The following is a 21,964-nucleotide window of genomic DNA, read 5'->3' on the forward strand; positions in this document are numbered from 1 at the left end:
GGTGTGGATGGATCAGGGCTGAGGCCGCGCGGCCTGGATCGCCTGCCATACGCGATGCGGCGTGGCGGGCATCTGCACATCCTTCACGCCCAGCGGCGACAGCGCATCGACCAGCGCGTTGATAAACGCCGGCGGCGAGCCGATCGCGCCGGCCTCGCCGCAGCCCTTCACGCCCAGCGGGTTGTGCGTGCAGGGCGTGCCGCTGGCGGTCTCGACGGTGAAATCGGGCAGGTCGCCGGCGCGCGGCATGGCGTAGTCCATGTACGAGCCGGTCAGCAGCTGGCCGCTGTCTTCGTCGTAGACGCACTGCTCCAGCATGGCCTGGCCCAGCCCCTGGCCGATGCCGCCATGCACCTGGCCTTCGACGATCATCGGGTTAATGATGTTGCCGAAGTCGTCCACCGCGGTGAACTTGACCACCTGCGACTCGCCCGTGTCGGGATCGACTTCGACCTCGCACACGTAGGCGCCAGACGGGTAGGTGAAGTTGGTCGGGTCGTAGAACGCGTTTTCGTTCAGTCCCGGCTCCAGCTTGTCGAGCGGGTAGTTGTGCGGCACGTAGGCGCTCAGCGCGACCTCGCCGAAGGTCTTGGTCCGGTCTGTACCGGCCACGCGGAACACGCCATTGCTGAACTCGATGTCGTTGTCCGACGCCTCCAGCAGGTGCGCGGCGATCTTCTTGGCCTTGGCCTCGATCTTGTCGAGCGCCTTGACGATGGCCGAGCCGCCCACCGCCAGCGAGCGCGAGCCGTAGGTGCCCATGCCGAACGGCACGCGCCCGGTATCGCCGTGCACGATCTCGACCTGGTCGAGCTGCAGCCCGAGGTGGTCGGCCACCACTTGCGCGAAGGTGGTCTCGTGCCCCTGGCCGTGGCTGTGCGAGCCGGTGAAGACCGTCACCGTGCCGGTCGGGTGCACGCGGATCTCGCCGACTTCGAACAGGCCCGCGCGCGCGCCAAGCGCGCCGGCGATGTTGGAAGGTGCGAGGCCGCACGCTTCGATGTAGCAGGAATAGCCCAGGCCACGCAGCTTGCCGCGCTGCTTCGCTTCATCGCGCCGAGCCGGGAAGCCCTTGACGTCGGCCAGTTCCTGCGCACGCGCCAGGCAGGGCTCGTAGTCGCCGGTGTCGTAGGTCAGCCCCACCGGGGTGGCATACGGAAACTGCCGGATGAAGTTCTTGCGGCGCAGCTCGGCCGGATCGGTCTTCAGCTCGTGCGCGGCGGTCTCGACCAGCCTCTCGACCACGAAGGTCGCTTCGGGCCGCCCGGCGCCGCGGTAGGCATCGACTGGCGCGGTGTTGGTGAACACCGCCTTGACCTCCGCATAGATCGCCGGCGTGGAGTACTGGCCGGCCAGCAGCGTCGCATACAGGATGGTCGGCACGCTGCTGGCAAAGGTCGACAGGTACGCGCCCATGTTGGCGACCGTATGCACGCGCATCGCCAGGAACTTGCCGTCGGCATCGAGCGCCAGCTCGGCCTTGGTCACGTGGTCGCGGCCGTGCGCGTCGGTCAGGAAGGACTCGGAACGGTCCGCGGTCCACTTGACGGGGCGGCCGACCTTCTTCGAGGCCCACGTCAGCGCCACGTCTTCCGGATACAGGAAGATCTTGGAGCCGAAGCCGCCGCCCACGTCGGGCGCGATGATGCGCAGCCGCGATTCCGGCAATCCCAGCACGAACGCGCCCATCAGCAGGCGTTCGACGTGCGGGTTCTGGTTGGCGACGTAGACGGTGTAGCTGTCGTCCTGGCGCGTATAGCTGGCGTTGACCGCGCGCGGCTCGATCGCGTTAGGGATCAGCCGGTTGTTGACGATCTCCAGCGTGGTCACGTGCGCGGCTTTGGCGAAGGCGGCGTCGGTGGCGGCCTTGTCGCCGTGGCCCCACGTGTAGCAGGTGTTGGCCGGCACGTCGTCGTGTACCAGCGTCGACGCCGACGCGGCATCGGCGGCGCGGACCACTGCGGGCAGTTCTTCGTAGTCGACGTCGATCTTCTCGGCGGCGTCGCGCGCCTGCTGCAGCGTCTCGGCGATCACGAGCGCCACCTGGTCGCCCACGTGGCGCACCTTGCCCTGTGCGATCACCGGGTGCGGCGGCTCTTTCATCGGCGTGCCGTCGATGCTGTGGATCAGCCAGCCGCAGGGCAGGCCGCCCACCTTGTCGGCGGCGAGGTCGTCGCCGGTCAGCACGGCGATCACGCCGGGCGCGGCCAGCGCCCCGGTCTTGTCGATCGAACGTATGCGCGCGTGCGCATACGGCGAGCGCAGGAAATACGCGTAGCTCTGCTGCGGCAGCACGATGTCGTCGGTGTACTGGCCGTTGCCGGTCAGGTAGCGGTAGTCTTCCTTGCGCTTGACGGAAGCGCCCACCAGGCGCTGGTTATCGGGTGCGTTCATGGCGGGTCCCCCTTATTCGGCGCTGGCGGCGCTGGCCGCCGTGCCCTGCATGGCCGCCTGGCCCTGCTGCACCGCACGCACGATGTTGTGGTAGCCCGTGCAGCGGCACAGGTTGCCCTCGAGTTGGGCGCGGATGGTGGCGGCGTCGGCGTCGGGATGCTGCTGGACCAGCGCGGTCGCGCTCATCACCATGCCCGGCGTGCAGAAGCCGCATTGCAGTCCGTGGCATTCGCGGAACGCTTCCTGCATCGGATGCAGGCCGTTGCCGGCACTGTCGCCAGCCAGCCCTTCGATGGTGGTCACGGTGGCGCCGTCCGCCTGCAGCGCCAGGATGTTGCACGACTTGACCGCCCGGCCGTCCAGGTGGACCGTGCAGGCGCCGCACTGCGCGGTGTCGCAGCCGACGTGGGTGCCGGTCAGGCGCAGCTGTTCGCGCAGGAACTGGACCAGAAGGGTATTGGGTTCTACCTGCGCGTCAACGGGCTTGCCGTTGACCGTCAGGCGGATCGGAATCGCCATGCTTGTCTCCATGTGGGGTGGACGCGCATGACCAATTCCCAGATCCCGAAAGCAACTGCGCGGGACTGGCCACGACGCGGTACTGCCGCTTAAGACGGCTATAGGACGGCTAATTCGTGATATTGGTGCTGCCGCTGCAACTGCTCCAGGTGCGCCAGCGAACGCTGCGGCCGGCGCATTGGCACGGCCGGCGAACGTTTGGCCGCGACAGGCTCTAACAGTTAAACACAAATCCCTGGCAGGTGCCATGAGGTTTGCCCGCGCCCCATCCGGGGGAGGGGGCGCCCCACTGGGCCGCTGCTAGAATGGCCCGGCCCCCCCGCCTGCCCCGACATGGAAGCCTTCTTCGACTGGCTGTTTCAAACCGTCGCCTTGCCCAAGGTAGGCCTGCCCGCGATCTTTGTGGTCAGCTTGGTGTCGGCCACGCTGCTGCCGCTGGGCTCGGAGCCGGCCGTGTTCGGCTACGTCAAGCTCAATCCCGAGATGTTCTGGCCGGCGGTCATTGTCGCCACCGCCGGCAATACCGTGGGCGGCGCGATCGACTGGTGGCTGGGTTACTACGCCAAGCTGGCGCTGGTGCGCTATCACAAGCGGCGGCGCGCCCGCGAGCACGAGCTGGAACACGAGGAGCACCGGGAGCATGCGCGCAAGCCGCCCAAGCCGAAGCTCGATGCCAAGTACTTTCGCTGGATGCGCAGGCTGGGGCCGCCGACGCTGCTGTTTTCCTGGCTGCCGGGCATTGGTGATCCATTGTGCACATTGGCCGGGTGGCTGCGACTGTCGTTCTGGCCCAGCCTGGCCTGGATGGCGGTCGGCAAGTTCCTGCGCTACCTGTTCATGACTGCCAGCCTGCTATGGATTCCAGACAGTTTTTGGCAGAACATTGCGCAAACTTTCAAGTCATTCTTCTGATAAAAGCGCCTTATAAGTCTTATTTTGCGTGATGTTCTCGGCGCCGGGTTGCGTCTAATCCCTTGTTCCCACAAGGATTCCGCTTTGTTGCGGTGCGGCGAAACCGGGCCTTGCAGTACAATCGCCCTTTAATGAACGATTCGCGCACTGTCCCCGTGCGCAGCAGGAAGCGGTCCCCTCCATGAACGCCCCACTCGTGCTCGACGCCAAGCTCGCCGCGCAGGACGCCCCGCCGCGCCTGCGTGAAATTCCTTATAACTACACGTCCTTCTCGGACCGCGAGATTGTCATCCGCCTGCTGGGCGAAGAGGCCTGGCGCATCCTGGACGAGCTGCGCAGCGAGCGCCGCACCGGCCGCTCGGCCCGCATGCTGTACGAGGTGCTGGGCGATATCTGGGTGGTTCGCCGCAATCCCTACCTGCAGGACGACCTGCTGGAAAATCCAAAGCGCCGCCAGATGCTGGTCAGCGCGCTGCACCACCGCCTGAACGAGATCGAGAAGCGCCGCGCCGCCGACCGTGCCGAGCACGCCGAGCCCGCCGCCGAAGACCGTTCGCACCGCGTGGAGCAACTGGTCGCCTTCGCCAAGCAGGCGATCGAGGACTTCAAGAACGAGTTCGCCGCCGCCTACGACCTGCGCAAGCGCGCGCAGCGCGTGCTGGGCCGCGTCACGCAGAAGGACAACATCAAGTTCGATGGCCTGTCGCGCGTGTCGCACGTGACCGACGCCACCGACTGGCGCGTGGAATACCCGTTCGTGGTGCTGACGCCGGATACCGAGGAAGAGATCGCCGGCCTGGTCAAGGGCTGCTTCGAGCTCGGCCTGACCATCATCCCGCGCGGGGGCGGCACCGGCTATACCGGCGGCGCCGTGCCGCTGACGCCGATGAGCGCGGTGATCAATACCGAGAAGCTGGAGCAGCTGGGGCCGGTCGAGCAGACCGACCTGCCGGGCGTGTCGCACAAGGTGGCGACCATCTTCTCCGGCGCCGGCGTGGTGACGCGCCGCGTGGCCGATGCCGCAGACAAGGCGGGCCTGGTGTTCGCGGTCGACCCGACCTCGATCGACGCGTCTTGCATCGGCGGCAATGTCGCCATGAACGCCGGCGGCAAGAAGGCCGTGCTGTGGGGCACCGCGCTCGACAACCTGGCCTGGTGGCGCATGGTGGACCCGGAAGGCAACTGGCTGGAAATCGCCCGGCTCGACCACAACCTGGGCAAGATCCACGACGTGCCGGTGGCCACCTTCGAGCTGAAGTGGTCGGACGGCAATCGCGCCCCGGGCGAGAAGGTGCTGCGCACCGAGACGCTCGCCATCGAAGGCCGCAAGTTCCGCAAGGAAGGCCTGGGCAAGGACGTCACCGACAAGTTCCTGGCCGGCCTGCCCGGCGTGCAGAAGGAAGGCTGCGACGGCATCATCACCAGCGCGCGCTGGATTTTGCATCGCATGCCGAAGTTCATCCGCACCGTGTGCCTGGAGTTCTTCGGCCAGGCGCGCGACGCCATCCCCAGCATCGTCGAGATCAAGGACTTCCTCGATGCCGAGACGCGCAAGCCCGGCGGCGCCATCCTGGCCGGCCTGGAGCACCTGGACGAGCGTTACCTGCGCGCGGTGGGCTACGCCACCAAGAGCAAGCGCAACGCCTTCCCGAAGATGGTGCTGATCGGCGACATCGTCGGCGACGATGAAGACGCCGTGGCGCGCGCCACCTCGGAAGTGATCCGCATGGCCAACGGCAAGAGCGGCGAAGGCTTTATCGCCGTCAGCCCCGAGGCGCGCAAGAAGTTCTGGCTCGACCGCTCGCGCACCGCCGCGATCGCCAGGCACACCAACGCCTTCAAGATCAACGAAGACGTGGTGATCCCCCTCAACCGCATGGGCGAGTACACCGACGGCATCGAGCGCATCAATATCGAGCTGTCGATCAAGAGCAAGCTGCAGCTGGTCGACGCGCTGGAAGCGTTCTTCGCGCGTGGCAACCTGCCGCTGGGCCGCAGCGACGACGCCAACGAGATCCCCAGCGCCGAGCTGCTGGAAGACCGCGTGCAGCACGCGCTGACGCTGCTGCGCGAGATCCGCGCGCGCTGGCGCTATCTGCAAGATCACCTCGACACGCCGCTGGCGCAGGCCAGGGCCTCGCTGATCGGACACGGGCTGGGCCTGCTGGGGCAGGAATTCGAGGCACGGCTGCACCAGCAGCCGGACGCCAGCGTGTTCCACCTGCTGCAGGACCGCACCATCCGCGTGTCGTGGAAAAACGAGATCCGCGCCGAGCTGCGCAAGATCTTCAACGGCGGCGAATTCAAGCCGATCCTGGACGAAGCCCAGAAGATCCACAAGCAGGTGCTGCGCGGCCGCGTCTTCGTGGCGCTGCACATGCATGCCGGCGACGGCAACGTGCACACCAACATCCCGGTCAACTCCGACGACTACGACATGCTGCAGGACGCGCACCGCGCGGTGGCCCGCATCATGGACCTGGCGCGTTCGCTGGACGGCGTGATCTCGGGCGAGCACGGCATCGGCATCACCAAGCTGGAGTTCCTGACCGAGGAAGAGATCGGCGACTTCCGCGCCTACAAGCAGAAGGTCGACCCGCAGGGCCGCTTCAACAAGGGCAAGCTGCTGCCGGGCGCCGACCTGCGCAATGCCTATACGCCGTCGTTCGGCCTGATGGGGCATGAGTCGCTGATCATGCAGCAGAGCGACATCGGCGCCATTGCCGAAAGCGTCAAGGACTGCCTGCGCTGCGGCAAGTGCAAGCCGGTGTGCGCCACGCATGTGCCGCGCGCCAACCTGCTGTACAGCCCGCGCAACAAGATCCTGGCGACCTCGCTGCTGGTCGAGGCCTTCCTGTATGAAGAGCAGACCCGCCGCGGCATCTCGGTCAAGCACTGGGACGAGTTCTCCGACGTGGCCGACCACTGCACGGTGTGCCACAAGTGCGTGACGCCGTGCCCGGTCAAGATCGACTTCGGCGACGTCTCGATGAACATGCGCAACCTGCTGCGCAAGATGGGGCAGAAGAAGTTCAACCCCGGCACCGCGGCGTCCATGTTCTTCCTCAACGCCACCAACCCCGAGACCATCAACCTGACCCGCAAGGTCATGATCGACTGGGGCTACAAGGCGCAGCGCCTGGGCAACGAGGTGCTGAAGAAGCTGGCGAAGAAGCAGACCGCGCATCCGCCCGCCACCGTGGGCAAGCCGCCGGTGCGCGAGCAGGTGATCCACTTCATCAACAAGAAGATGCCGGGCAACCTGCCCAAGAAGACCGCGCGCGCGCTGCTCGACATCGAAGACAACGAGATCGTGCCGATCATCCGCGACCCGAAGGCGACCACGCCGGAATCGGAAGCGGTGTTCTACTTCCCGGGCTGCGGCTCGGAGCGGCTGTTCTCGCAGGTCGGCCTGGCGACGCAGGCGATGCTGTGGCACGTCGGCGTGCAGACCGTGCTGCCGCCGGGCTACCTGTGCTGCGGCTATCCGCAGCGCGGCACCGGCCAGTACGACAAGGCCGAGAAGATCGTCACCGACAACCGCGTGCTGTTCCACCGCGTGGCCAACACGCTGAACTACCTCGACATCAAGACCGTGGTGGTCAGCTGCGGCACCTGCTACGACCAGCTCGCCGGGTATGAATTCGAGAAGATCTTCCCCGGCTGCCGCATCATCGACATCCACGAGTACCTGCTGGAGAAGGGCGTCAAGCTGGAGGGCGTGACCGGTACGCGCTACATGTACCACGATCCCTGCCACACCCCGATCAAGACCATGGACCCGACCAAGCTGGTCAACGACCTGATGGGCGGCAACGCGGGGCTGGGCAAGATCGAGAAGAACGAGCGCTGCTGCGGCGAGTCGGGCACGCTGGCGGTGACGCGTCCTGACATTTCGACGCAGGTCCGCTTCCGCAAGGAAGAGGAAATGACCAAGGGCGCCGACAAGCTGCGTGCCGACGGCTTTACCGGCGACGTCAAGATCCTGACCAGCTGCCCGTCGTGCCTGCAGGGCCTGTCGCGCTACAAGGAAGATGCGTCGGTGCAGGCGGATTACATCGTGATCGAGATGGCCAAGCACCTGCTGGGCGAGAACTGGATGCCTGAGTACGTGGCCAAGGCCAATGCGGGTGGGATTGAGCGGGTGCTGGTGTAAGGCCTGACGACGTTGACTTTGCCACCGGTTTTCTCCCCTCTCCCGCGAGCGGGAGAGGGGAGAAAACACGCAGCACGAAAGGTAATGCGCCGCATGATCAAGAGCCCCAACTGCCCCCTCTGCGAAACCGACGGCGGCGAACTGGTCTGGATGGGCGACCGCGCCCGCCTGATCCTGGTCGAGCATGACCGCTTTCCCGGATTCTGCCGCATCGTCTGGAACGACCACGTGGCCGAGCTGACCGACCTGGACGAGGCCGACCAGGCCTGGCTGATGCGGCTGGTGGCGCGCGTGGAGCGGGTGGTGCGCGAGGTGATGGCGCCCGACAAGGTCAACCTGGCGGCGTTCGGCAATATGGTGCCGCACCTGCACTGGCACATCGTCCCGCGCTACCGCTGGGACACGCATTTCCCCGAGGCGATCTGGGCGGCGCCGCAGCGCGCGGCGGACAGCGTGCGCGTGCAGGAGCTGGCCAGCCGGCTGCCGGCGCTGCGTACGGCACTTTCGCTGATCGAAGCCGACGACGCCTGAAGGCGGGCGCGGAACCCGCGCCGGCCAGCAACCGTCTGAATGCTGTTGCCGCCGCGGTCGCGCCCGCGCGCCGCGGCACGAGAACAACATGCCCGGCCATGCAACCCGCTGGCGGGCCAGAAAGCTGCCGCTATGTCCTCGACCCCCACTTCCGTCACCGTACCGGGCCCGGCCGTCCCGGCCAAGGCCCTCAAGATCCAGAGCCGGCTGCGCATGGCCGCGACCTGGGCGCTGATCAAGCCCTACTGGAAATCCGACGACCGCGTCGCCGGCCTCGGCCTGCTCGCGCTGGTGGTCGTGCTCAACCTGGGCATCGTCTATATCAACGTGCTGCTCAACGAATGGAACCGCGTGTTCTACAACGCGCTGGAGCAGCGCGACTACGCCTCGTTCAAGGTGCTGCTGCTGCGCTTCTCGTGGATCGCGGCGTTCTTCATCGTGGCGGCGATCTCGCGCCAGTACTACACCATGATGCTGCAGATGCGCTGGCGTACCTGGATGACCGGCCGCTTCATGGGCCACTGGCTCGGGCACCAGGCCTACTACCGCATCGAACAGACCCGCGCCACCGACAACCCCGACCAGCGGATTGCCGACGACCTGCGCCTGTTCACCGACGGCGCGCTGTCGCTGTCGCTGGGGCTGCTCAACTCGGTGGTGACGCTGCTGTCCTTCGTCGGCATCCTGTGGGCGGTGTCGGGGCCGATCAGCTTTGCGCTGGGCGGCAGGGAATGGACCATCCCCGGCTACATGGTGTGGTTCGCGGCCGGCTATGCGGTGATCGGCTCGCTGGTGGCGCATCTGGTAGGGCGCCCGCTGATCGGGCTGAACTTCCAGCAGGAACAGTACGAAGCGGATTTCCGTTTCACGCTGGTGCGCCTGCGCGAGAACAGCGAGCCGGTGGCGCTGTACCGCGGCGAGCCGACCGAGCAGGCCGGCCTGCGTGCGCGCTTCGACCGCATCCGCGCCAACTGGAACCAGCTGATGCGCTATACGCGGCGGCTGACCTTTGTCAGTTCCGGCTATGCGCAGTTCGCCATCATCTTCCCGATCCTGGTGGCGGCGCCGCGCTACTTCGCCGGCAAGATGACGCTGGGCGGACTGATGCAGACCAGTTCCGCGTTCGGGCAGGTGCAGGGGGCGCTGTCGTGGTTCGTCGACAGCTATGCCACGCTGGTGGGCTGGAAGGCCGCAGCCAACCGCCTGATCGATTTCCAGGAAGCGATCCGCGTGGCCGAGCGCCAGGACATGGCCCCCGGCGGCACGCGTGACATCGAGGTCGAGCATGCCGGCAAGCCGCAGGAGGGCATCGTGATCGACGGCCTCGCGCTGGCGCTGCCGGTGCGCGCCGCGCGCGGCAGCGCCGTCGGCCAGCGTCCGCTGGTGGCGCCGTTCTCGCTGTCGGTCGCGCCGGGCGAGCGCTGGCTGGTCAGCGGCCCGTCCGGCTGCGGCAAGAGCGTGCTGTTCCGCGCGCTCGCCGGCATCTGGCCCTATGGCAGCGGCACCGTGACCATGCCCGAGGGCAAGCGCATGCTGTTCCTGCCGCAGCGCAGCTACCTGCCGATCGGCACCCTTGCCGATGCGCTGGCCTACCCGGATGCCGGTACCGAGCACAGCTCGGAAGCCCTGCAGGCGGCGCTGCGCCAGGCGCGGCTGGCGGCGCTGGCCGACCAGCTCGACGTGTTCGACAACTGGTCGCTGCGGCTGTCGCCGGGCGAGCAGCAGCGGCTGGCGTTCGCGCGCGCGCTGCTGCAGAAGCCCGACTACCTGTTCCTGGACGAAGCCACCAGCGCGCTCGATGAAGATACCGAAGGCGTGATGTACCGGCTGATGGTGGAGTCGTTGCCGGATGCCGCCATCGTCAGCATTGCGCACCGCAGCACGGTCGCGGCCTTCCATGGCCGGCGCCTGCGCTATGTGCCGCAGGACGAGGAGGCGGCGCGGGCTGCGCAAGCCGGCGAGCCTGGGGTAAGCTATCGGGTTGTAAGCGAAGCGTGATGCGGCGCGAGGCGGCGCCTGGGGCGCCGCTCGCTCATGCCGCCGCGCCGGATTCCCCCCCTACAGAGCGCCCGTGAACCGGGCCGCGATCATCATGGCTGGCCTGGACAAAGACACCCCCCATCCCACCGCACTGACCGTCCACACGCAATCGCGCGTGCTGGAAGTCGGCTTCGACAACGGCCGCAGCTTCCGGCTGCCGTTCGAACTGCTGCGCGTGTATTCGCCATCGGCCGAAGTGCAGGGCCATGGTCCCGGGCAGGAAATCCTGCAGACCGGCAAGCGCGACGTCGGCGTCAATGCCGTCGAGCCGGTGGGCAACTACGCCATCCTGATCCGCTTCACCGACGGCCACGACACCGGCATCTATTCGTGGGAACTGCTGTACCGGCTGGGCGACCAGCAGGACGCGCTGTGGCAGGACTACCTGAAGCGCCTGGAAACCGCCGGCGTCGATCGCGATACCCCCATGCCTGGTGCCGGCGCTGCCGGCGGCCACGGTTGCGGCCACCACCATTGAGCCGCCCCCGACCACCCTGGAGTCTGAGAAATGAGTGAAACCCACTTCGGGTTTGAGAAAGTCGACGAAACGGAAAAGGCCGGCAAGGTCGCCGGCGTGTTCCATTCGGTGGCGAGCAAGTATGACGTGATGAACGACCTGATGTCGGGCGGCATGCACCGGCTTTGGAAGATGTTCACCATCGCCCAGGCCAATGTGCGCCCCGGCCACAAGGTCCTGGACATCGCCGGCGGCACCGGCGACCTGGCCAAGGCGTTCGCCAGGCAGGCCGGCCCGACCGGCCAGGTCTGGCTGACCGACATCAACGAGTCGATGCTGCGCGTCGGCCGCGACCGGCTGCTGAACAAGGGCATCGTCACGCCGGTGGCGCTGTGCGACGCCGAGAAGATCCCGTTCCCCGACAACTACTTCGACCTCGTCACGGTGGCCTTCGGCCTGCGCAACATGACGCACAAGGAGGCCGCGCTGGCCGAGATGCGCCGCGTGGTCAAGCCCGGCGGCAAGGTCATGGTGCTGGAGTTCTCCAAGGTGTGGAAACCCCTGGAAAAGGCGTACGACGTCTATTCTTTCAAGGTACTGCCCTGGCTGGGCGAGCGCGTGGCAGGGGATGCTCCCAGCTATCGCTATCTCGCGGAATCGATCAGAATGCATCCAGACCAGGTTTCACTTGTACGCTTAATGGAACATGCGGGCCTGGAGAATGTCGAATACTTCAATCTGACGGCCGGAGTGGTGGCGCTCCACGTCGGGCGGAAGTATTAAGAACACTTGAAATCGCCATGCTCGCCCTAAAATGGGTGAATCTGACAGGGGATAACAGCATATGTCGTCAATTCGTGGAAAATTCCTGGTGGGGTCGCTGGTCACGGCGCTAGCCGTCGGGATGGCGTTCGACGCCGAGGCCAAGCGCATGGGCGGCTCGCGCAGCATTGGCAAGCAGTCTGAATCGGTGACGCAACGTCAGCAGACGCAACCCACCTCGCCCACGCAGCAAGCGCAGCAACCTGCACAGCAGGCAGCACCGGCCACGGCCGGGGCGGCCGGCGCGGCAGCGGCCGCGGCGCCCAAGCGTAACTGGGGCGGCATCCTCGGCGGCATTGCCGCCGGCCTGGGTATCGGCTGGCTGCTGTCGCACTTCGGCCTGGGCGGCGCGGCACTGAGCTTCCTGTCCAACCTGATCCTGATCGCGATCGTCGCCTTCGCGGTGATCTGGCTGATCCGCAAGTTTCGCGGTGGCAGCCAGCGCAGCCAGCAGCCGGCTTATGCAGGTGCGGCGGGTGCCGGCAATGCCGGCGGTTTGGGCCGCAGCGCCGAGCCGATGCTGCGCCAGCCGCTGAACACGCCGGCCAGCAACCCGGTGATGCCGGGCGCGGCGGCCGCGCCGGTGGCGGCTGATGCCGTGGCCCCGCAGCCGTGGGGCGTGCCGGCCGACTTCGATACCGACAACTTCCTGCGCAACGCCAAGGTCCACTTCGTGCGCCTGCAGGCGGCCTGGGACGCCGGCAATCTCGACGACATCCGCGAATTCACCACGCCGGAAATGTTCGCCGAGATCAAGATGGACCTGTCCGAGCGCGGCGCCGAGGTCAACAAGACCGACGTGGTCACGCTGGAAGGCCAGCTGCTCGGCATCGAGTCGACGCCGTCGCAGCATATCGCCAGCGTGCGCTTCTCCGGCATGATCCGCGAGAAGGCGGGCGAGGCGGCGCAGCCGTTCGCCGAGGTCTGGAACCTGGCCAAGCCGGCGACCGGCACCGGCGGCTGGCTGCTGGCCGGCATCCAGCAGGAGTCGTGATGCCGCGCCTCCGTGGCGAGTGATGCGCCCGGGGGAGTAGCTTAGAATGGAGGCCCACGTGAAAGCGTGGGCCTTTTTGTATTTGGGCGCCTGGCGTGCAACCTCGCCGGATGCCCGCATGTCTTCCAGCCAGCCAACCCGCGCTGCCATGAACACTCTGCCTTCCGCCCTGGCCACTCCAGCAGTCTCGGCACTGAACCACCTGCTCGAGCAGGAGCCGTGGGCCCGCAACCAGCTCGCGCCGTTTGCCGGGCGCGTGATCCGCTTCGATGCAGCCGCCTTCGTGCTGTCGCTGAAGGTGACCGAGCACGGTGGCACCGAGCTGGCGCCGGAAGCCGAGGCCCCCGCGGTGACGCTGCGCGTGCCGGTGCAGCAGTGGCCGCTGGTTGCCGCCGATGTCGCCGAGGGCGGCCAGGCCGCGGCCATGCGCCATGTGCGCATCGAAGGCGATGCCGAACTGGCCAATACCGTGTCGGCGCTGGCGCGCAACCTGCGCTGGGATGCCGAGGAAGACCTGTCCCTCGCGCTGCGCGGCATCCTGGGCGGGCCGCTCAGCGACAGCGTGGCGCAGCGCGTGGTCGGCGGCGCGCGCCAGGTCCACGAACAGGCCACGCGCATCGGCCGTGCGCTGGTCGACAACGTTACCGATTACCTGCTGGACGAACAGCCGACGCTGGTGCGCCACGCCGCGCTGGATGCCTTCGGCGCCGACGTGGGCCAGCTGCGCGACAGCCTGGCCCGGCTGGAGAAGCGGCTGGAAAAACTGGAGCGCGCCTCCGCCACTCCCGCCGCACCCGGCCAGCTGCCGTCGCCGCACCGCTGAGTCCGGCCCCGGCCGCATCCACCCCATGCCAACCGCTAACCTGACTGCCCGCCCCGGCCCCGAGAAGACTCCCGAATGACCCGCCTCCTGCGCCTTGGCAAGATCCTCTTCGTCATCCTTTACTACGGCCTGGACGAGCTGGTGCTGTCCGGCTTCAGCAACCGCAAGATCCGTTTCCTGGTGCGCGTCATCACCATCGGCCGCAAGCTCGACATGCCGCGTGGCGAGCGCCTGCGGCGCGCGCTGACGGCGCTGGGGCCGATCTTCGTCAAGTTCGGCCAGGTCCTGTCGACGCGCCGCGACCTGATGCCGCCCGATATTGCCGACGAGCTGGCCAAGCTGCAGGACCAGGTGCCGCCGTTCGACTCGGCGGTGGCGGTCAGGATCATCGAGCGCTCGCTGGGTCGGCCGATCGCCCAGCTGTTCGACACCTTCGAGCACCAGCCGGTGGCCAGCGCGTCGATCGCGCAAGTCCACTTCGCCACGCTCAAGGGCGGCCCCAACCACGGCCGCGAGGTCGCGGTGAAGGTGCTGCGCCCGGGCATGCTGCCGGTGATCGACAGCGACCTGGCGCTGATGCGCGACATGGCCACCTGGCTGGAGCGCTTCTGGGCCGACGGCAAGCGCCTGAAGCCGCGCGAGGTGGTGGCCGAGTTCGACAAATACCTGCACGACGAACTCGACCTGATGATCGAGGCGGCCAACGCCAGCCAGCTGCGCCGCAACTTTGCCGACACCAACCTGCTGCTGGTGCCCGAGGTGTTCTGGGACTGGTGCAGCAGCTCGGTGTTCGTGATGGAGCGCATGCATGGCATCCCGATCTCGCGCACCGAATCGCTCAAGGCGGCCGGCGTCGACATGCACCAGCTGGCCGAGGAGGGCGTCGAGATCTTCTTCACCCAGGTGTTCCGCGACGGCTTCTTCCATGCCGACATGCACCCGGGCAACATCCTGGTGTCGGTGCAGCCGGAGTCCTTCGGCCGCTACATCGCGCTGGACTTCGGCATCGTCGGCGCGCTGTCTGAGTTCGACAAGAACTACCTGGCGCAGAACTTCATCGCCTTTTTCCGCCGCGACTACCACCGCGTGGCGCTGCTGCACGTGGAATCCGGCTGGGTCCCGCCCGAGACCCGCGTGGAAGAGCTGGAAAGCGCGGTGCGCGCCTGCTGCGAGCCGTACTTCGACAAGCCGCTGAAGGAAATCTCGCTGGGCATGGTGCTGATGCGCCTGTTCCAGACCTCGCGCCGCTTCAATGTCGAGATCCAGCCGCAGCTGGTGCTGCTGCAGAAGACGCTGCTCAATATCGAAGGACTGGGCCGCCAGCTCGATCCGGACCTGGACCTGTGGAAGACCGCCAAGCCGTTCCTGGAGCGCTGGATGTACGAGCAGGTAGGCTGGAAGGGCGCCTGGGAGCGGGTCAAGGTGGAAGCCCCGCAGTGGGCCAAGATGCTGCCGGACTTCCCGCGGCTGGCGCACCAGTTCCTGGAGCGGCGCGCGCTGGCCGGCAACGGCGAGCAGGACAAGCTGCTGGCGCAGCTGGTGGCCGAGCAGCGCCGCACCAACCGGCTGCTGGGCACGGCGCTGCTGCTGGTCGGCGGCTTTGTCGCCGGCATCGTGCTGACGCACGTGCTGGCGTGGGGCGGCTACTGACAAGCGACCCGCTATATAAGTAAGAGTAAGCAGGCAAACGAGGAGACAGTCCCCATGGCCGACGTGCCCAAGCCCGCCCCGGCGTTCAGCACGCGCAACGCCGCCGACCCGTCATTCTGGGACGAGCGCTTCGCGCAGCACTTCACGCCCTGGGACGCAGGCGGCGTGCCGGAGGAGTTCCGCCAGTTCATCGCCGGCCGCGCGCCGTGCCCGACGCTGGTGCCGGGCTGCGGCAACGGCTGGGAGGCAGCGTGGCTGTTCGAGCAGGGCTGGCCGGTGACGGCAATCGATTTTTCGGCGCAGGCGGTGGTCTCGGCCAAACGCGCGCTGGGTCCGGCCGGGGCGGTGGTGCAGCAGGCCGATTTCTTCGCCTTCACGCCCCAGCCGCCATGCCAGCTGGTCTACGAGCGTGCCTTCCTGTGCGCGCTGCCGCCGGCGATGCGGGGCGCCTATGCCGTCCGCGTGGCCGAGTTGCTGCCGCCGGGCGGCTTGCTGGCTGGCTACTTCTACGTGGGCGAGAACCGCGGCGGACCGCCCTTCGCGATGCCCGAGGCCGAGCTGGCGGCTCTGCTGGGAACCGCTTTCGAGCGCCTGGAAGACCGGCCCTCGGCCGCGCCGCTGCCCGTGTTCCAGGGGCAGGAGCGCTGGCAGGTGTGGCGGCGGCTGGGCGGCTGAGCGTTCGCTCCCAGCCGTTGTGGCGCTCCGGATGCACCCGCGTGGCGCATTTGCCCCACCCGGGAATTTTTTTGTCCCGTGCCGGTCTGCGTCGCTATAATCCGCGTTTTGATTCGGCTACGACCGCAGGCCCTGCCGCGCGCTCCCGCTCCGGGAACTCGCCAAGAAGCTCCTCACGCGGCCCCGACCGATGAATTGGACTCCGGGCAGGCGCACCTGACGTATCACGCAAGCCGCCCCGGCATTCGGTTTTTCGCCACAAGGGCACTTTCTGCATAGGCAGCGGCATGCTGATCTGGTTCGTCATCATCTACTGGGTAATCTCGGTCGGCATCGGCCTGTGGGCGGCGCTGCGCGTACGCAACACCACCGATTTCGCCGTCGCCGGGCGCAGCCTGCCGTTCCACATCGTCACCGCCACCGTCTTCGCCACCTGGTTCGGCTCCGAGACCGTGCTGGGCATCCCGGCCGTGTTCCTTAAGGAGGGGCTGTCGGGGGTGGTGTCTGACCCGTTCGGCTCGTCGCTGTGCCTGATCCTGGTGGGCCTGTTCTTCGCCCGGCCGCTGTACCGGATGAACCTGCTGACCATCGGCGACTACTACCACAACCGCTACGGCCGGCTGGCCGAGGTGCTGACCACGCTGTGCATCGTGGTCTCGTACCTGGGCTGGGTCGCGGCGCAGATCAAGGCGCTGGGGCTGGTGTTCTATACGGTCTCGGACGGCGCGCTGTCGCAGGAGGCCGGCATGATGATCGGCGCTGCCAGCGTGCTGGTCTATACGCTGTTCGGCGGCATGTGGTCGGTGGCGATCACCGACTTCATCCAGATGATCATCATCGTGATCGGCATGGTGTATATCGGCTACGAAGTCAGCGGCCAGGCCGGCGGCGTCACGGCGGTGGTGTCGCACGCGGCCGCGGCGGGCAAGTTCGAGTTCCTGCCGGCGCTGGATTTCGTGCAGATCATCGGCTTTGCCGCGGCGCTGTTCACCATGATGCTGGGCTCGATCCCGCAGCAGGACGTGTTCCAGCGGGTGACTTCGTCGCGCACCGAGCAGATCGCCGGGCGCGCCTCGGTGCTGGGCGGCGTGCTGTATTTCTGCTTCGCCTTTATCCCGATGTTCCTGGCGTATTCGGCCACGCTGATCGATCCGGGCATGGTGGCCAAGTACATCGACACCGATTCGCAGCTGATCCTGCCGCAGCTGATCCTGCAGCATGCCCCGATGTTCGCCCAGGTGATGTTCTTCGGCGCGCTGCTGTCGGCGATCAAGAGCTGCGCCTCGGCGACGCTGCTGGCGCCGTCGGTGACCTTTGCCGAGAACATCCTGCGCCCGTACTTTCGCCATCTCGACGACAAGCAGTTCCTGCGCGTGATGCAGAGCGTGGTGCTGGTGTTCACCACGCTGGTGACGCTGTTCGCGCTGAACTCGCACCTGTCGATCTTCCATATGGTCGAAAATGCCTACAAGGTCACGCTGGTGTCGTCCTTCGTGCCGCTGGCCTTCGGCATGTTCTGGAAGCACGCCACCCGCCAGGGCGGCCTGGCCGCGATCCTGCTGGGCCTGACCTCGTGGCTCACCTGCGAGGTCGCCTTCGCCGATGCGGTGGTCCCGCCGCAAATGGTAGGCCTGATGTTCTCGATCAGCGGCATGGTGGTCGGCTCGCTGCTGCCGCAGTGGATCGCGGATCACGCGCCGGTCAAGGAAGTGCATATCGCCTGACCCGGCGCCTCGCCACTCCCAAGGCAGGGCCCCGATAGCCCTCCATTTCCGGTCATCAGCCAGCCACAGAACGGTTTATAATTCAAGGCTTTGCATCGCCATGCGGGGCGGCGCGCGCGGGTTTCCGCGCTCTCCGGCACCGGCGGCGATGCCCGCCTTTGTACCGATTTCCGTAGTTTTCTCGCCAAAAGACACCATGCCGATCTATGCCTACCGTTGCGACGCCTGCGGCCACGGGCGCGATGTGCTGCAAAAAATGAGCGACGCCCCGCTGACGGACTGCCCGTCGTGCGGCGCCGCCGGTTCGTTCAAGAAGCAGCTGACCGCGGCCGGCTTCCAGCTCAAGGGCTCGGGCTGGTACGTGACCGACTTCCGCGGCGGCAGCGGCGGCACCAGCGCGCCGGCCGCGGGCGGTGCGGCTGCCGGCGCGGCAGCGGCCAGCGCCCCGGCCGCCGCCGAATCGTCTTCGGCCAGCACCACCGCCGCCGCCGCGCCTGCCGCCGGCGGTTGCGGCAGCGCCTGCGCCTGCCACTGATCCGGATCGCCACGTGGTCGCCAAGAAGACTTCCGCCCTCAAGACCTGGTTCCTAACCGGTCTGCTGGTGCTGGTGCCGCTGGGCATCACGCTGTGGGTGCTCAGCCTGATCATCGGCACGATGGACCAGAGCCTGGCACTGCTGCCCGAGGCCTGGCGCCCGGACCGGCTCATGTTCGGCAAGCGCGTCACCGGCCTCGGCGCCATCCTGACGCTGCTGTTCATCCTGCTGGTCGGCCTGCTGGCGCATAACTTCATCGGTCAGCGCCTGGTGCGCTGGTGGGAAGCGCTGCTGGGCCATATCCCCGTGGTCGGCCCGATCTACACCAGCGTCAAGCAGGTGTCGGACACGCTGCTGTCGTCGTCGGGCAATGCTTTCCGCAAGGCGCTGCTGGTGCAGTATCCGCGCGAGGGCTCGTGGACCATCGCCTTCCTGACCGGCCGCCCCGGCGGCGACGTGCAGAACCACCTGCAGGGCGAGTACGTCAGCGTCTACGTGCCGACCACGCCGAATCCGACTTCGGGCTTCTTCCTGATGATGCCCAAGGCCGACACCATCGAACTCGACATGACCGTCGATGCCGCGCTCAAGTACATCGTCTCGATGGGCGTGGTGGCGCCGGCCGAGCTGCCCCGCAAGAGCGATAGCGCGCCGCCGCAGCAGCGGCCGCCGGCCAGCCGCGCCAGCAGCGGGGAAGCGGTCGAGACGACCGATCCTTAAGCATTCAAACAGATACGAGCCGCCCGATCTGCTTCGGGCGGCAGCGTTTTACCGGGAATCTCTCCTTATGTCCTCCATGCGTACTCACTACTGCGGTCTGGTGACCGAACAATTCTCGGGCCAGGAAGTGGCCCTGACCGGCTGGGTCCAGCGCCGCCGCGACCATGGCGGCGTGATCTTCATCGACCTGCGCGACCGCGAAGGCCTGGTGCAGGTGGTGTGTGACCCGGACCGCCCCGAGATGTTCAAGGCCGCGGAAGAGATCCGCAACGAGTTCTGCATTCGCGTCACCGGCAAGGTGCGTCCGCGCCCGGCCGGCACCGAGAACGCCAACCTGACCTCGGGCAAGATCGAAGTGCTGTGCCACGAGCTGACCGTGCTGAACCCGTCGGTCACGCCCCCGTTCCAGCTCGACGACGACAACCTGTCGGAAACCACCCGCCTGACGCACCGCGTGCTGGACCTGCGCCGCCCGCAGATGCAGTACAACCTGCGCCTGCGCTACAAGGTGGCGATGGAAGTGCGCAAGTTCCTGGACGCCCAGGGCTTCATCGACATCGAGACCCCGATGCTGGGCAAGAGCACGCCCGAAGGCGCGCGCGACTACCTGGTGCCGTCGCGCGTGAACCCGGGCCACTTCTTCGCGCTGCCGCAGTCGCCGCAGATCTTCAAGCAGATGCTGATGGTCTCGGGCTTCGACCGCTACTACCAGATCACCAAGTGCTTCCGCGACGAAGACCTGCGCGCGGATCGCCAGCCTGAATTTACGCAGATCGACTGCGAGACCTCGTTCCTGACCGAGCAGGAGATCCGCGACCTGTTCGAGGACATGATGCGCACGGTGTTCAAGAACGCCATCGATGTCGACCTGGACGCCAAGTTCCCGGTGATGGAGTTCCGCGAAGCCATGGCCCGCTTCGGCTCGGACAAGCCTGACCTGCGCGTCAAGCTGGAATTCACCGAGCTGACGGAAGTGATGAAGGACGTCGATTTCAAGGTGTTCTCGGGCCCGGCCAACAGCGACAACGGCCGCGTGGTCGGCCTGCGCGTGCCGGGCGGCGGCGCCATCTCGCGTGGCGAGATCGACGCCTACACCCAGTTTGTCGGCATCTACGGCGCCAAGGGCCTGGCCTGGATCAAGGTCAACGAAGTGGCCAAGGGCCGCGACGGCCTGCAGTCGCCGATCGTCAAGAACCTGCACGACGCTGCCATTGCCGAGATCCTGAAGCGCACCGGCGCCCAGGACGGCGACATCATCTTCTTCGGCGCCGACAAGGCCAAGGTGGTCAACGACTCGATCGGCGCGCTGCGCCTGAAGATCGGCCACTCCGACTTCGGCAAGGCCAATGACCTGTTCGAGGACGCCTGGAAGCCGCTGTGGGTGGTGGACTTCCCGATGTTCGAGTACGACGAGGAAGACGCCCGCTGGGTCGCCATGCACCACCCGTTCACCAGCCCCAAGGACGAGCACCTGGAATACCTGGAGACCGACCCGGGCAAGTGCCTGGCCAAGGCCTACGACATGGTGCTGAACGGCTGGGAAATGGGCGGCGGCTCGGTCCGTATCTTCCGCTCGGACATCCAGAGCAAGGTGTTCCGCGCGCTCAACATCAACGACGAGGAAGCCCGCGCCAAGTTCGGCTACCTGCTGGACGCGCTGCAGTACGGCGCGCCCCCGCACGGCGGCCTGGCCTTCGGCCTGGACCGTATCGTGACCATGATGGCCGGCGCCGACTCGATCCGCGACGTGATCGCCTTCCCCAAGACCCAGCGCGCCCAGGACCTGCTGACCCAGGCCCCGAGCTCGGTCGACGAGAAGCAGCTGCGCGAGCTGCACATCCGCCTGCGCGCTGCGGAACCGAAGCCGAACGCCTGAGTTGCTGTGCCTCCCGGGTAAAGAAAGCCGCGCCGATGCGCGGCTTTTTTGCTTTCTGCGCAATACCGCGCCCGCGGTGCCGCCTGCAGCGCTTTGGTTTCGATTTGTTACCGCTAGGAACGAAGCCCGCGACGGCCGTGTCTCCTTTCTTTGACACGTAATTTGCCGAGGGGCCTCCGCGATGAAGGTTCCCGGCGCTCGGGAGGAAATTCGTGAACATGAACCTGGATACCGAACTGATCCGCCAGTTCCTGCTGGCTCACCAGGAAACCATCGTGACCTGGCTGGTGGCCGGGCTGGTAATGATGCTGCTGGCCCGCTTCGAGCTGCGCCGCGCCCAGCGCCGCGCGGCGGTGGCCATGTCCGAATCGGTGGCTACCACGGTGGCCGCCTGCGTGCCGGATATCGCTCATGCCGTGCAGGCGGCGTCGCCGCAGCCGCTGGCCGAACCGGTCGAGATGCAGCGTGCCGAAGCGCTGCGCCGGCTGGCGCTGGACACCGTCGGCGCGGTCATGACACGCGGGCGCTGGCTCGATGAGCTGGGCAACCTGCGCCTGGCGGACGACGCGCTGCTCGACGGCCAGCGTGCCGGCGGCGCTGACCCGCTGCTGGTGGTGGCGCCGCAGCCGTCGGTGCAGGCCTACCTGGCGGCCCAGCGCGTGTTCGAGGACGAGGCCGCGCAGGTGCAGGCGCTGCGCCGCGATGCCCAGCGCCACCAGGAAGCGCTGCAGGCGCTTGACGCCGAGGCCGCCCATATCGAGCAGGAAACCGGCAGCATCGTGCTGCGCTTCGAGCAGGTCAATGCGCAGGCTGCCCAGGGCGTCGATGGCGGCGACTACCAGCGCTTCCTGATCCAGAAGTACAACGCCCTTGGCCAGCGTGAGAAGGACATCGCACAGGAGCGCGTACACCTGCAGGCCCAGGCGCGGCTGAGCGCCGACGTGCTGGCCGAGCGCGCCCACTCTGCCTCGCGGCGCTACCGCGAGTCGCTGGCGCCGCTGATGGACCAGCTGCGTGCCGCCTGGGGCCATGGCGACTCGCCGCAGGTGTTCGATACCTGGCAGCATCAAGGCACCGGGCAGGGCACCGAGCCGTACCTGGCGCCCCACGCCTCCGCGCGCAACGCTGCCTGAGA

General features: G+C 67.1%; 17 protein-coding genes. 15 read left to right on the forward strand and 2 right to left on the reverse strand.

From position 1 onward, the window contains the following. Positions 1-12: 12 nt before the first annotated feature. Together AC5WJ1_RS01970 and AC5WJ1_RS01975 are read right to left on the reverse strand one after the other, a co-directional pair. Complete coding sequence (locus AC5WJ1_RS01970; RefSeq protein ID WP_494476344.1) at positions 13-2,394, reverse strand: xanthine dehydrogenase family protein molybdopterin-binding subunit; 2,382 nt, start codon at positions 2,392-2,394, stop codon at positions 13-15. Between the two features lie 12 nt (positions 2,395-2,406). Then, entirely contained in the window at positions 2,407-2,913 is a 507-nt protein-coding gene (locus tag AC5WJ1_RS01975; protein WP_195430571.1) for a (2Fe-2S)-binding protein, read from the reverse strand. Between the two features lie 333 nt (positions 2,914-3,246). Here AC5WJ1_RS01975 and AC5WJ1_RS01980 point away from each other — a divergent pair, with 333 nt between their 5' ends. From AC5WJ1_RS01980 to AC5WJ1_RS02050, 15 genes are all read left to right on the forward strand, one after another. After that, positions 3,247-3,825 carry a YqaA family protein gene (locus AC5WJ1_RS01980; RefSeq protein WP_133093691.1) on the forward strand — a complete coding sequence of 193 codons (579 nt, stop codon included), beginning with the start codon at positions 3,247-3,249 and terminating at the stop codon, positions 3,823-3,825. A 181-nt stretch (positions 3,826-4,006) separates the two neighbouring features. Beyond that, complete coding sequence (locus tag AC5WJ1_RS01985; RefSeq protein WP_133093692.1) at positions 4,007-7,981, forward strand: DUF3683 domain-containing protein; 3,975 nt, start codon at positions 4,007-4,009, stop codon at positions 7,979-7,981. Between the two features lie 93 nt (positions 7,982-8,074). Beyond that, positions 8,075-8,512 carry an HIT family protein gene (locus tag AC5WJ1_RS01990; protein ID WP_135704420.1) on the forward strand — a complete coding sequence of 146 codons (438 nt, stop codon included), beginning with the start codon at positions 8,075-8,077 and terminating at the stop codon, positions 8,510-8,512. A gap of 132 nt (positions 8,513-8,644) precedes the next feature. Beyond that, complete coding sequence (locus tag AC5WJ1_RS01995; RefSeq protein WP_133093694.1) at positions 8,645-10,510, forward strand: ABC transporter ATP-binding protein/permease; 1,866 nt, start codon at positions 8,645-8,647, stop codon at positions 10,508-10,510. Positions 10,511-10,604: 94 nt separating this feature from the next. After that, a complete protein-coding gene (locus AC5WJ1_RS02000; protein ID WP_133094203.1) occupies positions 10,605-11,030 on the forward strand; it encodes a gamma-butyrobetaine hydroxylase family protein in 426 nt (141 codons plus the stop codon). A gap of 30 nt (positions 11,031-11,060) precedes the next feature. Continuing rightward, positions 11,061-11,792, forward strand: coding sequence for a bifunctional demethylmenaquinone methyltransferase/2-methoxy-6-polyprenyl-1,4-benzoquinol methylase UbiE (gene ubiE, locus AC5WJ1_RS02005; protein WP_133093695.1), 732 nt, complete (start codon positions 11,061-11,063; stop codon positions 11,790-11,792). Positions 11,793-11,853: 61 nt separating this feature from the next. Continuing rightward, positions 11,854-12,825 (forward strand): Tim44 domain-containing protein, encoded by a 972-nt coding sequence (locus tag AC5WJ1_RS02010; protein ID WP_133093696.1) that lies wholly within the window; start codon positions 11,854-11,856, stop codon positions 12,823-12,825. A 148-nt stretch (positions 12,826-12,973) separates the two neighbouring features. Further along, positions 12,974-13,648 carry a ubiquinone biosynthesis accessory factor UbiJ gene (locus tag AC5WJ1_RS02015; protein WP_133093697.1) on the forward strand — a complete coding sequence of 225 codons (675 nt, stop codon included), beginning with the start codon at positions 12,974-12,976 and terminating at the stop codon, positions 13,646-13,648. A gap of 75 nt (positions 13,649-13,723) precedes the next feature. Beyond that, positions 13,724-15,298, forward strand: coding sequence for a ubiquinone biosynthesis regulatory protein kinase UbiB (ubiB, locus tag AC5WJ1_RS02020; RefSeq protein ID WP_133093698.1), 1,575 nt, complete (start codon positions 13,724-13,726; stop codon positions 15,296-15,298). Between the two features lie 54 nt (positions 15,299-15,352). Further along, positions 15,353-15,973: a methyltransferase domain-containing protein gene (locus AC5WJ1_RS02025; protein ID WP_135704424.1), complete on the forward strand. Its 621-nt coding sequence runs from the start codon at positions 15,353-15,355 to the stop codon at positions 15,971-15,973. A gap of 287 nt (positions 15,974-16,260) precedes the next feature. Beyond that, complete coding sequence (locus AC5WJ1_RS02030) at positions 16,261-17,697, forward strand: high affinity choline transporter 1 (RefSeq protein WP_135704426.1); 1,437 nt, start codon at positions 16,261-16,263, stop codon at positions 17,695-17,697. 196 nt (positions 17,698-17,893) lie between these two features. Then, complete coding sequence (locus AC5WJ1_RS02035; protein ID WP_135704428.1) at positions 17,894-18,232, forward strand: FmdB family zinc ribbon protein; 339 nt, start codon at positions 17,894-17,896, stop codon at positions 18,230-18,232. A gap of 13 nt (positions 18,233-18,245) precedes the next feature. Next, positions 18,246-18,953 (forward strand): DUF502 domain-containing protein, encoded by a 708-nt coding sequence (locus tag AC5WJ1_RS02040; RefSeq protein WP_195430574.1) that lies wholly within the window; start codon positions 18,246-18,248, stop codon positions 18,951-18,953. Positions 18,954-19,020: 67 nt separating this feature from the next. Further along, entirely contained in the window at positions 19,021-20,829 is a 1,809-nt protein-coding gene (aspS, locus tag AC5WJ1_RS02045) for an aspartate--tRNA ligase (RefSeq protein WP_494476345.1), read from the forward strand. A 218-nt stretch (positions 20,830-21,047) separates the two neighbouring features. Next, entirely contained in the window at positions 21,048-21,962 is a 915-nt protein-coding gene (locus AC5WJ1_RS02050) for a hypothetical protein (protein ID WP_494476346.1), read from the forward strand. Positions 21,963-21,964 lie beyond the last annotated feature (2 nt).

It is taken from the genome of Cupriavidus sp. MEYA8 (assembly GCF_059278825.1).